Source organism: Haloarcula sp. K1 (genome assembly GCF_001647155.1).
In the GTDB taxonomy this organism is placed as follows: domain Archaea; phylum Halobacteriota; class Halobacteria; order Halobacteriales; family Haloarculaceae; genus Haloarcula; species Haloarcula hispanica.
Genome location: NZ_LRHL01000012.1, coordinates 110,185 through 124,219, shown reverse-complemented (window position 1 = coordinate 124,219; position 14,035 = coordinate 110,185). Strand labels below are relative to the sequence as shown.

The following is a 14,035-nucleotide window of genomic DNA, read 5'->3' as shown; positions in this document are numbered from 1 at the left end:
CGCCAAGTGTCCGCCACGCGTTGGCCAGAATCTTGGACAAGATCTGTGTAGCTATCGCGTCGCAGTCGCCGAGGTCGGTTCGACGAACAGACCGACGCGAGCGACCGACAGAAGTACGTGTCTACCGGCCAGGTAGCGGGCGTAAAGAAGCATATAATCAAACGGTGGGGCGACAGATGAAGTGTGTATGACCGACTACGCCAGTATGCGAAAGGCTATCGAAGAGACGAAAGAGTCGTTCGATGCGGTCGAACGGTTCCAGCGTCGGTCAGCCCTCTGTCCCTGGTTAGACGTGCCGCTCCGAGATGAGCCGTAAGTGGCTCGAAGGCTGCATCTTCACCGATAGATCAGCACTCGTTCATCGCCGGGTTCGATAGCCCGGCCGCCCCGATGGAGTTGGCCTGCCAGCCGGATGAAAATACACTTCACCTATCGGTGGAAAGCTGATGCACATGTATCAGGCGGAGGCACAGCCGTGTATATCGTAATCGTCGGTGCGGGCGAGGTCGGTTCGAACATCGCCGAGAGCCTCGCCGAAAGCCACGAAGTCGCCGTTGTGGATATCGACCCTGACCGTGTGGAGGCCCTGATGTACGAGGCTGACGTGCTCGGCGTCGAAGGAGATGGCGCGGAACTCGACACGCTCGCAGAGGCCGGTATCGAGAAAGCCGACGTACTCATCGCCAGTACCGACGACGACGAGACGAACATCGTCACCTGCGGGACGGCGGTAACGGCCGCCGACCCGTTCACGATTTCCCGCGTCAAGAGCGCGAAGTTCCTCCGGACTTGGGAGAAGTCCGGTGGCGCCTTCGGCGTGGACCACATGGTTGCGACGAACCTGCTCACCGCGGAGAACATCGCTCGCGTCATCGGGCTCCCCGGCGCGCGTGACGTGGAAACGTTTGTCGACGGGCAGGTCCAGATGGGGGAGTTCGAGGTTCGTGAGTCTAGTCCAATCACGAACCTGACCGTCGCGGAGGCTGACCGCTACGAATCCCTGACCTTCGCTGCCGTATTGCGTGACGACGAAGTCATCATCCCGCGTGGGGAGACAGTCATCAAAGCAGGCGACGATCTCGTCGTCATCGGCAGCTGCGAGAGCGTTCGCCAGTTCGCGACCGAGATCGCACCGGAGTCGGAGGCGACCCAGAACGTCCTCATCGTCGGGGGGAGTGATGTCGGCTATCACACCGCACGACTGCTCCAGGATCGCGGCATCAAGCCACGGCTCATCGAGCAAGACCACGACAGAGCGCGCGAACTCGCGGAGGACCTGCAGGGAACCACCGTGCTTGAGAGTGATGCAACGGATAGCGAGTTCCTCGAGCGCGAACACGTCTCAGACGCCGACGCCGTGGTTGCGACGCTCGACAGCGACGAAAAGAACCTCCTGGTGACGCTGCTGGCCAAGCGGCTCGGCGCGGAGCGAACTGTCGCCGTCGTCAACTCCGGCGAGTACGTCGACCTGTTCGAGGCCGTCGGCGTCGACGTGGCCGTCAATCCCCGCGAGACGACCGCCGAAGAGATTACGCGGTTCACCCGGGAGTACGACGCGACGAAGGTTGCTATCATCGAATCCGACCGCGCCGAGGTGCTGGAAATCGAGGTAGCCGCCGACAGCGTCCTCGCCGGGCGGCCGATTCAGGAATCGGTGCAGGAACTGCCGACCGGCGTGGTCATCGGGGCCATCAGCCGCGGCGGCGAACTGGTCATCCCCCGTGGTGACACCGTCATCGAACCCGGCGATCACGTCGTGGTGTTCGTCGACGCCGACTGCTTGGAAGCGGTCAACGACAAACTGTAGCCGCGCCGAGGCGGTCGCTCCCAAGGGACTAAGCCTGTCTCCCGCCTCAGCCAGTGTATGGCTCCCGTTGCGGACCGTCTCGTGCTCTCGTTTGCCCCCAGCATCGCCGATGGGGACCCGTGGTCAGGCGTCGATACCGAGTGGATAGCCGACGAACTCCGCGGGGACACCTATCAACAGTACCTCCGACGCGCCCACGGCGGCCCAGTGGCTGTTGGCGATGAGTGGGACGAGTTCGTCAGCTGTGGCTGTGCAACGCCACAGGACGTGGTGTTGCGCGTCGAGCGCGTCGAGGGCGGGACAGCACTCGGCGACGCGACGACGCTGGACGTTCGTCCCCGTGACGACGCCGAGACGGTGCCACAGTAGCCGGTTCTCGCTGTCGAGCTCCCTGTCCCCGCATAGCACGCCGGCTGCAACCGTCGCGCCGGTCGGTATCGGGAGATATTGGGAGAAGGGAAAGGCTGATGCATACCACTAGCACATTCCGGACTATGCCACGCGATTCCTATCAGGAGGGACTGAACTCGCTCCGCGAGGATGTCCTCTATATGTCAGAGATCGTCCTCGAGCGGCTCCGGCTTGGCCTGGATGCGCTCGAACAGAAAGACGAGGAGATGGCCCGGGAGGTCATCGAGGGTGACCACGAGATCAATCAGCTGTATCTCGACCTCGAACAGGACTGTATCGACCTGCTGGCGCTGCAACAGCCGGTCGCGTCCGACCTCCGCTTTATCGCCGCGTCGTTCAAGATCATCACCGACCTCGAACGTATCGGTGACCTCGCCACGAACCTCGGCGAGTACTCCTTGGAGGCCGAACGCGACGTGTACCCCGAGGTCGACATTCAGGAGGTCGCCGACGTGACCATCGAGATGGTCGAGAACGCCATGGAAGCCTACGGCGACGAGAGCGCCGACCAGTGCTACGCTATCGCCGACATCGACGACGAGGTGGACGAACGCTGTGAGGCCGCCTCCGAGACGGTCGTACGCGACCTCATCGAGCGTGAGATCGACGCCGACTCCAGCGAGGCCGAAATCGAGCAGTTGATGGCCGACGTATCCCGCCTGCTGCTGACGATTCGGGACATCGAGCGGGTCGGGGACCACGCTGTCAACATCGCCGCGCGGACGCTGTACATGGTCGAGAACGACGACGACCTCATCTACTGAGAGTACCTTTTTACTGCAGGGGGTTTCCTCGCGCCTGCGGCGCTGCGGGAACCCCCTTTGCAAAAATCTACGCTAAAAACGACCTCCGAGTCGCGGCCAGGGCCGCGCTCGGAGCGAAACCGCGCTCGCTCCGCTCGCGCGGTATGCATTAATTACGACAGCCACAAAACCGCGACAGCCACACGCCTCCCCAGCCGACTGCGTTGCTCGGCTCGCTCCGCTCGCCTGTGCGACTCGTCCCTCGCGCTTGCGACGCGGCCGTCGCCGCGACGGCGCGCGCCTGATAGCAACGCTTCTCGACGAAAAGCCTACTTCGGCGTCTCGGGCGTGTCGTCGCCCACGAGTCCCGCGTCGGTGATGCGGAACTGGGCCGTGTCGCCGGCCGGTTTGGCGCGGTGTTTCTCCAGCGTGGCGCGACGGTTGCCGCCGCGGAACCGGTCCAGACGGACGATTGCGCCGGACCAGTGGTTCAGGGTGTGGCCGCCAAGCGCCGTCGAGCGGTCGCTGTCCGGGTCGGTGAACACCTGGTTCGTGTACAAGACGGCAATGTCGTGTTTGCGGGCCAGCGAGAGCAGGTGGGTGATCTGGCGGGCCACGTCCCGCAGCGTCTCGCCACCGTCCTCGTCGTCCCGGCGGAGTCGGTAGAACCCGGTCGCGCTGTCCAGCACGATGAGTTCGACCTCGGCGGCGAACTCGGCGGCGTCCTGGACGGCCTCGGCCTGCTCGTCGTAGTCCAGCGCCTCGGTGATGATGAGCCGGCCAGCGAGGTCGTCCACGGTCTGGGCCGTCCCGCGTGCGCGGCCCTTGGCGACCTGCTCCATGCGGTCTGCGGAGAGCCCCTCGGTGTCGATGTACAGCGCCGCGTCGCCGGCAGCAGCGACTTCCATCACCGCCGAGAGGGCGAAGTTAGTCTTCCCGGCCGCTGGCGGGCCGTACACCTGCGTCACGGCCCCGCGCTCCAGCCCACCACCCAGGAGATCGTCGATTGCATCACACCCGGTCGGGACGTACTCGCTCACGGGCAAGGGTTGGGCAGGTTCCGATAAAAACGCTGGTACCTGGCAGCACTACTGTCAGTCGTCCGAAAGCCGCTCGGCCAGCGTCCATTCGACGAGCGACACGTCGTCGCTTTCGGCCGTCGCAAACCGCAGGTCCGACCCCCATCTGCGGGTGATGACGAGCGACTCGGCGTCGAGGTCGTAGGATTCCAGGTCTTCCCAGGCATAGAACCGCCTGGCGACCGGCAGTCTGATTTCCAGACCGCGTTCGGTCGCAACGGCGGTTCGGGACCCGCCCGTCGAGAGGAGGACGAACCCAGCGGGGAACAGCACCTGGCCGGAGTACTGGAGCAGGGCGATATCGAACACCGCACCGACGGCGAAGCCAATGGTCGCGACGCCAGCGATGGCTCCGCCGACGTGCAACCGCCGGCGCTGTGCAGACTCGGGCCAGCTCGCTCGCCAGCGGGTCAGCTCGTTCGTGTCTGCGGTGACCGCAGCGGCGTACCGCGTCTGTGCCATGGTCGCGATAGCAACTCCGAGTAAAAAGGCCAGCAGGCCGAAGAAGAACGCCAGCACGCCACTGATTCCAGTCGTCTCCAGCGACGCAAAGCCGACGACAGCGTACCCAATCGCAATCACCGGCAGAAGCCAGCGTGCGCGAGTCGCGCCGAGTGTAACAGCCACTGTCGGTCGACTGGTGAGTATCCAGGCCGTCCCGGTGGTTACAAGCCCGAACGTCACGATCAGTGCCAGATACAGCGTCCAGGCTTCGGTGACGCCGACACGCTCGATGAGCGGTATGACTGGCGGTGCTAGAATTAAGCCCAGATAGGCACCACTGACACCACCGAACAGTGGGTCTGACGCCGCGTCTTCTCCATCAGTGCTGGCCGCTGGACCCATCACTGACACTCCAGTTAGCTGTTATAAAAATACTGTCAAACGTAATAGGGATCGGGCAGATTCTTATCTGGATGTATTATCAAGTACCTCGTAATTATCTGCAACATATACGCGGACCACTGTACCCCCACATTTGTAAGTAATCGGCGGCCGAAATCCGGTCGTGATTGTCGTCGCCACCGAGGACTTCGAAGTGTACCACGGCGTCGTCAACGAACTCCGCGACCGCGGCGTAGCGTTCACGACTATCGAACCGGGCGACGAGTGGCCCGAGGGGGCCGACGTCGCGGTCATCGCAGCCGGGGAGTCGGTCGAGATCCCTGACGGCGTCGACGTCGTGCAGGCGGATCCCGACGCGCCGCGTCGAGCCGTAGAAGCCGTTATTTCGACACTCCGCGGTGGCGACGGTCGCACCGTCATCGGCATCGACCCCGGCGAGCGACCGGGCGTCGCGATTCTCCACGGTGACATGGTCGTGGCAGCGTTTCAGGTGCCCACGGCGGAGGTCGGCGAAATCGTCCGCGAGGAGGTCGAAGACGCTGTCAATCCGGTCGTTCGCATCGGCGACGGCGCACGGCTCGTCGGCGCGCGCATCATCGACGACATCCAATCCGTGCCGGTGGAACTGGTCGACGAAACGGGGACGACGCCGTATCTCGGCTCCGGGGCGCGCGGGATGGGCGACGTGTTGGCTGCGGTCAACATCGCCCGCCTTGACGGCGAAGAAATCGAGAGTCGGACTATCGAGCCCACGGCTGGAGAACTCCAGAAGATCAAGGACCGCTCCCGGGAGGAAAGCGACACGAACCGGGCGATCAGCGAGAGACTGGCTCGGCAGGTCGCGACTGGTGCGCTCACCGTCGAAGAGGCCCTGGCGGAACACGACAGCGATACTGCGACCGACGAAAGCACGGGCGACGCCGACGATCCGGACCACGAAGAACACGAAACGGCCGACGGGAGCGGTTAACTCGAAACCATCCGCTCGGCCCGTTGCATCACTTCACGGACGGGGAGTCCGGTCGCGTCCGCGACGGCTGCGGCGTCGTCGTACTCCGCGCTCACGTCGAACACCGTGCCGTCGCTGTCGCTGGCGATCTTGACCGTCACCTCGAACTCCTCGCCGTCGACGGAGAGCGCGACCGTCTCGTACTTGCGGTCGGCGACCCAGCGGTGACCGGCCCCGGACTCGCGGACGCCGAGCGTCCCGGTTTCCTCGGCAAGCCGACGCGCGACCCGTTCGGCGTCGTCCGGTCTGCAGATGACCTTCACGATGTGGCCGGGCCGGGACTTCTTCATCGTCGTCGGCACGATCGACACGTCGCGTGCGCCGACCTCTGAAAGCGAACGTTGGAGGTCGCCGAGTACCTCGGGCGGGGCGTCGTCGACGTTCGTTTCGAGGACCGTGATTTCGTCGCGGCGGAGCCGCCCCGCGCCGTCGCCGACCAGCGCCCGCAGGACGTTGGGGCGGTCGTCGAGGTCCCACCCGCCAGCGCCGTAGCCCGACGCGTCGATGTCGAGCGACGGCAGCGACTCAGTGCCATCCGCGATGTGGGCGAGAATCGCCGCGCCGGTCGGCGTCACCAGTTCCCTGTCGATAGGGCCGCCTTGCAGCGACCAGTCGGCCCGCTCGGCGATCTCGACTACCGCGGGAGTCGGAACCGGGTAGGTGCCGTGGCTCATCTCCACGCTCCCGCCGCCCGTCGCCAGCGGCGTCGTTACGACCCGCTCGACGTCAAGGTCATCCAGCAGGAGACAGGCACCGACGATGTCGGCGATGGCGTCGTCGGCCCCGACCTCGTGGAAGTGCGTCCCGTCGAGGTCCGTCCCGTGGACCGACGCCTCGGCCTCGCCAAGTATCTCGAAGATGGCCAGCGCGTCCGCCTTGACGGACTTCGAGAGGTCCATCTCCTCAACGAGTTCGACCACCTCGGCGTACGTTCGGCTCGGGCCGTGGCCCTCGGCGTGGGTGTGGTCGTGCTCATCGTGGGTATGAGAATATCCGTCGTCGTCCCCAGTGTGGCCGTGTCCCTCGTCGTGGGAGTGCGAGTGATCGTCGTGAGCGTGGTCGTGAGGTCCATCAGCGTCGCTAGCAGCGTCGGTCAGCAGTACCTCGACGCGCGTGGCGGCGATGCCGCATCGGTCCACCTCGGAGACGGCGTACTCGATAGCGAGTGCGTCCTCGACCGGCGCCAGGGCGTCGCGGTCGGCCCCGGCAGCCAGTAGCGCCCCCAGAAGCATATCGCCGGCTGCGCCCATCCGGCCGTCGAAAGCGAGTGTTCGCATACACGGGGCGTCGCGCCCCGCGAGTAAAAGCCCTCATACTACGATTCCACCCAGCGTGTCGAGTCGCTGAACCGCTCAGGCCTGACGGACGATGTGGATGTCGTAGGTCTCGCCGTCGGTGACTTCGTCGATAGGGACGACGATGTCCTCGGTGTCGTCGCTGCCGAGGAACACGACGCTGGCGTCGACGTCGCGGGCAGTCTGTCTGATCGTCGTCGACAGTTCGCTGGTGGAGTGGGCGCTCACGTCGTCGTAGCGGAGTTCGGAGTCGTCGGTCGCCTCCTCGATTTTGCGCCGGAGGTCGTCCGCAGCGGTCTCGGCGGCGAAGTCCTCGGTCGGGTCGACGCGGCGGCGGCGCTCGGCGTAGTCGGCGCCAGTCGGAATAAACGCGACAGCGACGACGTCCTCGTCAAGCGCTTCAGCGTAGGTGACGGCGCGGTTGAGTGCCGCATCTGCAAGCGGTGACCCATCGAAGGGAACGAGAAATACCATACCGGCGCTATCGCGTCCAGCCTTATGAAACGCGGCGATGGCGGCAGCCTGTGTCACGGCAACCCAGACCGGTGGCTATTACCCCCTACTGTGCGGTGTGCTATTAGGTATCATATAAACCCGTCGCCCTGCGTCTTGGCCGCCGGTAGCATAAAGCATATCTCCGGGGCTACCCGAGTTCATTGTAAGCAGGCTCTACTATGAACGAAGTTCAATTGGAAGTGGCGAAGGCGTACCCGAACGACTCGGGACGCGGTATCGCCAGACTCGACCCCGATACGTTGTTGCATCTCAAGCTCTCCCCCGGAGACATCATCGAGATAGAGGGGAGCGACACGACCGCGGCCAAGGTGTGGCGGGCCGACCGGCAGGACTGGAACACTGACACTGTTCGCATCGACGGCTTCACGCGCCAGAATGCTGACGTGGGTATTGGTGAGCGCGTCACAATCCGGAAGGCCGAGGCCGAGAAGGCCGACAAGCTCGTTCTCGCGCCGCCCGAGGAAGCGTCGGTCCAGTTCGGCTCCGACGCCGCTGGCATGGTTAAGCGGCAGATATTGAAACGGCCGGTCGTCGAGCGCGACATCGTCCCGGTGATGTCCTCGACGAACCACCCGTTCATGCGCTCGCCCGGACAGGCCATCCCGCTCATCGCCGTCGAGACCGAGCCCGAGGGCGTCTGTCTCATCACCGAAGACACCGAGGTGGAACTCCGCGAGGAACCGATCTCCGGCTTCGAGAAGACCGGCGGTGGCATCACCTACGAGGACATCGGCGGCCTGCAAAACGAGATCCAGCGGGTGCGAGAGATGGTCGAATTGCCGATGAAACACCCCCAGATCTTCAAGAAGCTCGGCATCGAGCCGCCACAGGGGGTCCTGTTGCATGGGCCGCCCGGAACCGGGAAGACGCTGCTTGCGAAGGCCGTCGCCAATGAAACCTCTGCCAGTTTCTTCTCTATCGCCGGCCCCGAGATAATCTCGAAGTACTACGGGGAAAGCGAACAGCAGTTACGCGAGATATTCGAGGACGCGAGCGAGGAATCGCCCTCGATCATCTTCATCGACGAGCTGGACTCCATCGCGCCCAAGCGTGAGGACGTGACCGGCGAGGTCGAGCGCCGGGTCGTCGCCCAGCTGCTGACGATGATGGACGGCCTCGAATCGCGGGGGCAGGTCATCGTCATCGCCGCGACGAACCGCGTCGACAGCGTGGACCCGGCGCTGCGTCGCCCGGGCCGCTTCGACCGCGAGATCGAGATCGGCGTCCCGGACGAAGTCGGTCGCGAGGAGATCCTCCAGATTCACACCCGCGGCATGCCGCTGTCGGACGACGTGAATCTGGCGAAGCTGGCGACGGACACGCACGGCTTCGTCGGAGCCGACATCGAGAGTCTCACGAAGGAGGCCGCGATGAAGGCGCTCCGGCGCTACCTTCCCGAGATCGATCTGGACGAGGAGGACATCCCGCCGAGCCTCATCGACCGGATGATCATCAAGCGGGACGACTTCAAGGGCGCACTCAACGAGGTGAGTCCGTCGGCGATGCGGGAGGTGCTGGTCGAGCTCCCGAAGATGTCCTGGGACAACGTCGGCGGCCTCAGCGGCCCCAAAGAGCAGGTCCAGGAGGCCGTCGAGTGGCCGATGAACTCCCCGGAGAAGTTCGAGCGCATGGGCGTGACGCCGCCCTCGGGGGTGTTGCTGTACGGCCCGCCCGGCACCGGAAAGACGCTCATGGCGAAAGCCGTCGCCAACGAGACCGACGCGAACTTTATCTCAGTCCGTGGCCCGCAACTGCTCAGCAAGTGGGTCGGCGAGAGCGAGAAGGCCATCCGGCAGACGTTCCGGAAGGCCCGCCAGGTCGCCCCGACCATCATCTTCTTCGACGAACTCGACTCGCTGGCACCGGGTCGGGGCGGCGAGATGGGGTCGAACGTCTCCGAGCGCGTCGTCAATCAGCTCCTGACCGAACTCGACGGGCTCGAAGAGATGGAGGACGTGATGGTCATCGGCGCGACCAACCGGCCGGACATGATCGACCCGGCGCTCATCCGCTCGGGCCGGTTCGACCGCCTGGTGATGATCGGCGAGCCCGACGTCGAGGGCCGCGAGCAAATCCTGAAAATTCACACGGACGACACGCCGCTGTCGCCCGACGTGAGCCTGCGCGAACTGGCCGAAGTCAGCGACGGGTTCGTCGGGTCGGACCTCGAATCCATCGCCCGCGAAGCCGCCATCGAGGCGCTCCGCGAGGACGACGACGCGGAGGAAGTCGAGATGCGTCACTTCCGGCAGGCGATGGACAGCGTGCGGCCAACCATCACCGACGACATCCGGGAGTACTACGAGCAGATGGAAGAGGAGTTCAGAGGCGGTTCCAGTCCGCAGCGCCAGGCCGGGACCGGCGGCCGGATCGGCTTCCAGTAACTCCGGCGCTCACGGTTCCTGCTCCTCGCTGTGATTCGAGCGCGGTTTTTCGGTTTTGCTGTCCCCGATCAGCGATGCCCCTGCCGCCGGCCGCACAACACCTGTGGATAATTATTAGATAAACTATACAACCGGTGTTTGTTTCTCCTTTCGAAGCCCCCTTTCGGGTCCCAAGTGTATAGGGGATGATGTCGAACACTAACCGCGTTTACAGGCTAGCAAAGCGGCCCGAAGGGACTCCCGACCACGATACGTTCGAGCTTTCCGAGGAAGAGATCCCGGAACCGGGGCCTGGCGAGGTGCTCATCAAGACGCTGTACCTCTCTGTGGACCCGTATATGCGCGACCGGATGCGCGACAGCGAATCGTACGAGGAGCCGTGGGACGTGGGCGACGCGCTCCGCGGTGCAGTCGTCGGTGAGGTCGTCGAATCCAACGGTGCGCGGTTTGACGAGGGCGACGTCGTCACCGGCGAGCTAGAATGGGCGGAGTACGCCACGGCACCCGGACCGGTACTGACAGAGGTCAATCCGGAACTCGCACCGATTTCGACGGCTCTCGGTGTTCTGGGGATGCCGGGCCTGACAGCGTACTTCGGCACCCGAGACGTGGCACAGCCCTCGGCCGGCGACACGTTCGTCGTCACCGGGGCTGCCGGGGCCGTCGGCTCCGTGGCGGGCCAGCTCGCCAAGCTCCAGGGCGCACGCGTCGTCGGCTTCGCCGGCTCCGACGAGAAGGTCTCGTTCCTCGAAGACGACCTGGGCTTCGACGAGGGGATCAACTACAAGACGACCGACGATTATCGGGCCGCGCTGGACGAGGCCGCACCGGACGGCGTCGACGCCTACTTCGACAACGTCGGCGGACCGATTACCGACGCGGTGTTCACGCGACTCAACACCGACGCGCGTGTCGCCGTCTGCGGACAGATCTCGCTGTACAACAGCGAGGAAGTCCCGATGGGGCCGCGCAAGCTGACTCAGGTCATCCAGTCCCGGGCGACCGTCGAAGGACTTCTCGTCTCCGACTTCGAGCCGCGGTTCGAGGAAGCGACGAAGCAGCTCGGTCAGTGGGTCGCCTCGGGCGACATCTCCTACCGAGAAACCGTCACCGAAGGCATCGAGAACGCGCCCGACGCGTTCCTCGGGCTGTTCGAGGGCGAGAACATCGGCAAGCAGCTCGTGCAGGTCGCCGAGCGATAGAAAAAGCGAGTATCCGGTTATAGTTCGCCGAGCTTGCGGAGGAGCTGGCCGCGGTACTCCTCGTCGGCCTGGACGCCTTTCAGTTCGAGAACGTTGCGCTCTAGCTTATCGAGCGCGACGTTGAAGGCGGTTTCAGCGCCGTAGCCCTCGCCGGAGCCGGCCGCCTGGCCCTTGTTAGTTCGCAGGCGGATCTGGCACTGGATGAGCGGCGTGCCACGGAGCTTCTCCTTGTGCTCGTGGAACCGGACGTGGGCGTGCTGGACCTGCATCGCCCCGTACTTGTCCGCGACCGCCTCGATGTCGGACCGGATGTCCGCACGGGAGATGGTGTCAAGCAGTTTGATGTTCGTGATCTGGACGTCCATGTGTTCCTCCTCGGTGTAGGTCAGCGCGCGGAGCACGTCGGTTTTCGTGAGGATGCCGGCGACGTGGGTGTCGTCGTCTTCCGGCGTGACGACGAGCCCGGCGAAGTCGTTTTCCAGCATCCGCGCGACGGCGTCCTCGACGGAGTCGCCGAGCTTCGCCGTCTCTACCGGACTACTCATCACGTCGTAGACGGGCATGTCGAGCACGCGCTCGATCTCGCCGGAGCGGTCGCCCCGCGTCGTCTTGTTCATGTCCCGGACGACGACGTCGACGATGTCGTGGCGCGTGACCATTCCGGTCAGGCCGTCGTCGTCACCGAGCACCGGCAGCCGGGAGATGCCGTGTTTCCGGAGGAGATTGACGACTTGCCCGACGTTGGTATCCTCGGACACCGTGATGACATCTCGCGTGTAGATGTCCTCGACGCTCAGCGCGTCGAGGTTGTCGAGAACCGCGTCGAGGATATCGTCCTCGGTGACGATGCCCCAGAGCTCGTCCGCCTCGAACACCGGCGCGAGCTTGACTCCACCCTCGACCAAGACGCGCGCGACTTCGCGCACGTCGTCGGTGCGCTCGACTTTCGGTGCCGAGCGCGTCATCGCCCCCGCTTTCGCGTTGTCCTCGACGTGGGACTGGACCAGCTGTTTCTGCGTGATAACGCCAGCGTAGTCACCGTCTTCCGTGACGATGATACCCTTGGGGTTCTCGCGTTCGAAGATAGACCGGACTTTCCCCAGGCGCTTGTTGGCGTCAACCTCGACAAACTCTCTGGTGGCGATATCAGCAATATCCATCGTTCTTCACAGTTCGTAGATTCGACGTGTGGGGTTATCAAGGTTGGTTTAGTCCCCGGAAACCGAGAGACGAACTAAGCTTTAGGCCCTTGGGTCTAAGGTCAGTGTATGCTGCCCGACATTGGCGTCTTCGGTCCCTACACATATCTTGTCACAGAGGTGGTCTGGGGGAGTATTGCCCTCGTGCTGCTCTGGCGTGCGAACGCCCTCCGGATGGCGGCCAAGACCATCGTCGTGCTCTATCCGATTGCCTACGTCTGGGACTGGTACACCCTCACCGTCGGTGTCTTCGCGATCAAACTCCGGACCGGTGTCGACCTGCTCGGGATTCCCATCGAAGAGCACATCTTCATGATCGTGGTTCCCGCGCTCATCCTCGGCATCCACGAGAACCTCCACGGTCTTTCGTCCGGGTCAAACGCCGAATAGTCAGTAATCGAATACTGGTTTCAGTTGTTAACTACTCCTGCGTTAGCGTTACAACTGGAAGTAGACCCTCTCACAAGAAATGGGGATTTCGTGCGTATCAGGGTCTGAAGACACAATCTGTCCTATGCAGACATCTCTCACAGTACCTATATGTGTCAGCCGGGAGTGCTGTCTGATAGCTATGAGTGATACTATCCCGACACCTCACATCGAGCTGTACGTTCGGTCGATGCTGCCCGACGGCGCACACGAACGACAGGAGGCGGTCATCGACCGTCTCCAGACGCTCGACGAGAACGGCCACATCGACGGGTTCAACGTCATCGTCTGGGGCAAGCAGATCGCACCCCGGTCGGCCGCCGCACGGACGGAGGAAGGCACGTACATCCTGAACCGCGTCGCCGAGTTCAAGCAGTGGGCGCTGACCAACAACGTCTCGCTGGAATCCTTCTATCAGGACACGACCGTTGACTCAGAAGTGGCGGAATCGGCGTACGACACCATGGCGCTACCAGTCATGGGGCTGGCTGAGTACGACGGCAACGAACTCGTCCACGTCGCACCCTGTACGAAAGGCGATGTCGTCCACACGATTACGGACCGGCTCGAACGCCTCGAAGCGGGCCAGCCACCCGCCCTTGATCAGGAGCACGGCGGGGTGAGCGTCGTCTAACGAGGGATCGGTTACGAGGACCGGACCGTTTCGATATACGACGTGAACTCGTCTGTCGCCGACAGCACTTCGAGCACTTCGTCCGGGTCGCCAGCCAGTTCGTACCCAGGCCGTCCTTTCCCCGTCGGTGACTCCGTCTGTTCGGTTCGTAACAGCCCCTTGTCGGCGAGCTGGCCCAGCGCCGAGATGACCTTCTGGCGCTCGACGCCGCCGAACGGCTGTCGGTCGATATCCGCGAGATGTGCCTTCGCCGTCTGGGTCACATGATAGGAGTGGGCCGGCGTTTCGCCGGCCGTTTCGAGTTCCGCAACCGCCAGTAGCACGAACTGTTCGAACGCGTCCGCCGACTGGACCTGATCTCTCATATAGATGACTCTAACGCGGTTGGGGCAAGAAACTATGGGACGACTCTGTCGGTCCGGTGATCTCATTCCGATTCTGTTGAAACGCACATCCGTCGGAATCACTTACTCAACGATAG

The 14,035-nt window shown here is 63.7% G+C and carries 15 protein-coding genes; 9 read left to right on the top strand and 6 right to left on the bottom strand.

From position 1 onward, the window contains the following. Nucleotides 1–187 precede the first annotated feature (187 nt). The 4 genes from AV929_RS22750 (at nucleotide 188) to phoU (ending at nucleotide 2,982) form a co-directional block, all read left to right on the top strand. Nucleotides 188–316, top strand: a complete 129-nt coding sequence (locus AV929_RS22750; RefSeq protein WP_255355535.1) for a hypothetical protein — start codon at nucleotides 188–190, stop codon at nucleotides 314–316. 159 nt (nucleotides 317–475) lie between these two features. Next, entirely contained in the window at nucleotides 476–1,807 is a 1,332-nt protein-coding gene (trkA, locus tag AV929_RS05450) for a Trk system potassium transporter TrkA (protein WP_050036800.1), read from the top strand. Between the two features lie 57 nt (nucleotides 1,808–1,864). After that, complete coding sequence (locus AV929_RS05445; RefSeq protein ID WP_050007164.1) at nucleotides 1,865–2,176, top strand: hypothetical protein; 312 nt, start codon at nucleotides 1,865–1,867, stop codon at nucleotides 2,174–2,176. A 125-nt stretch (nucleotides 2,177–2,301) separates the two neighbouring features. Next, nucleotides 2,302–2,982, top strand: a complete 681-nt coding sequence (gene phoU, locus AV929_RS05440; RefSeq protein ID WP_050036799.1) for a phosphate signaling complex protein PhoU — start codon at nucleotides 2,302–2,304, stop codon at nucleotides 2,980–2,982. A gap of 308 nt (nucleotides 2,983–3,290) precedes the next feature. Here phoU and radB read toward each other — a convergent pair whose 3' ends face one another. Together radB and AV929_RS05430 are read right to left on the bottom strand one after the other, a co-directional pair. Then, entirely contained in the window at nucleotides 3,291–4,001 is a 711-nt protein-coding gene (gene radB / locus AV929_RS05435) for a DNA repair and recombination protein RadB (protein ID WP_008311538.1), read from the bottom strand. A 54-nt stretch (nucleotides 4,002–4,055) separates the two neighbouring features. Beyond that, nucleotides 4,056–4,886, bottom strand: coding sequence for a hypothetical protein (locus AV929_RS05430; protein WP_064287647.1), 831 nt, complete (start codon nucleotides 4,884–4,886; stop codon nucleotides 4,056–4,058). A 163-nt stretch (nucleotides 4,887–5,049) separates the two neighbouring features. Here AV929_RS05430 and AV929_RS05425 point away from each other — a divergent pair, with 163 nt between their 5' ends. Next, nucleotides 5,050–5,856, top strand: coding sequence for a hypothetical protein (locus tag AV929_RS05425; RefSeq protein ID WP_064287646.1), 807 nt, complete (start codon nucleotides 5,050–5,052; stop codon nucleotides 5,854–5,856). Here the strand turns inward: AV929_RS05425 and larC are convergent. After that, nucleotides 5,853–7,172 carry a nickel pincer cofactor biosynthesis protein LarC gene (gene larC / locus AV929_RS05420; RefSeq protein ID WP_064287645.1) on the bottom strand — a complete coding sequence of 440 codons (1,320 nt, stop codon included), beginning with the start codon at nucleotides 7,170–7,172 and terminating at the stop codon, nucleotides 5,853–5,855. The genes AV929_RS05425 and larC overlap by 4 nt on opposite strands. A 75-nt stretch (nucleotides 7,173–7,247) precedes the next feature. Continuing rightward, a complete protein-coding gene (locus AV929_RS05415; protein ID WP_050036797.1) occupies nucleotides 7,248–7,664 on the bottom strand; it encodes a universal stress protein in 417 nt (138 codons plus the stop codon). 200 nt (nucleotides 7,665–7,864) lie between these two features. Here AV929_RS05415 and AV929_RS05410 point away from each other — a divergent pair, with 200 nt between their 5' ends. Then, on the top strand, nucleotides 7,865–10,090 hold the full coding sequence (locus tag AV929_RS05410; RefSeq protein ID WP_008311543.1) for a CDC48 family AAA ATPase: 2,226 nt from the start codon (nucleotides 7,865–7,867) through the stop codon (nucleotides 10,088–10,090). A 188-nt stretch (nucleotides 10,091–10,278) separates the two neighbouring features. Then, on the top strand, nucleotides 10,279–11,292 hold the full coding sequence (locus AV929_RS05405; protein ID WP_050038238.1) for an NADP-dependent oxidoreductase: 1,014 nt from the start codon (nucleotides 10,279–10,281) through the stop codon (nucleotides 11,290–11,292). Nucleotides 11,293–11,309: 17 nt separating this feature from the next. Here AV929_RS05405 and AV929_RS05400 read toward each other — a convergent pair whose 3' ends face one another. Continuing rightward, nucleotides 11,310–12,452 (bottom strand): CBS domain-containing protein, encoded by a 1,143-nt coding sequence (locus AV929_RS05400; RefSeq protein ID WP_050007162.1) that lies wholly within the window; start codon nucleotides 12,450–12,452, stop codon nucleotides 11,310–11,312. 108 nt (nucleotides 12,453–12,560) lie between these two features. Between AV929_RS05400 and AV929_RS05395 the strand changes: the two genes are divergently transcribed. Next, on the top strand, nucleotides 12,561–12,881 hold the full coding sequence (locus AV929_RS05395; protein WP_050036796.1) for a lycopene cyclase domain-containing protein: 321 nt from the start codon (nucleotides 12,561–12,563) through the stop codon (nucleotides 12,879–12,881). Between the two features lie 181 nt (nucleotides 12,882–13,062). Further along, a complete protein-coding gene (locus AV929_RS05390; protein WP_064287644.1) occupies nucleotides 13,063–13,554 on the top strand; it encodes an HTH domain-containing protein in 492 nt (163 codons plus the stop codon). An 11-nt stretch (nucleotides 13,555–13,565) separates the two neighbouring features. Here AV929_RS05390 and AV929_RS05385 read toward each other — a convergent pair whose 3' ends face one another. Continuing rightward, nucleotides 13,566–13,919 carry a hypothetical protein gene (locus AV929_RS05385; RefSeq protein WP_050007161.1) on the bottom strand — a complete coding sequence of 118 codons (354 nt, stop codon included), beginning with the start codon at nucleotides 13,917–13,919 and terminating at the stop codon, nucleotides 13,566–13,568. Nucleotides 13,920–14,035: the final 116 nt, after the last annotated feature.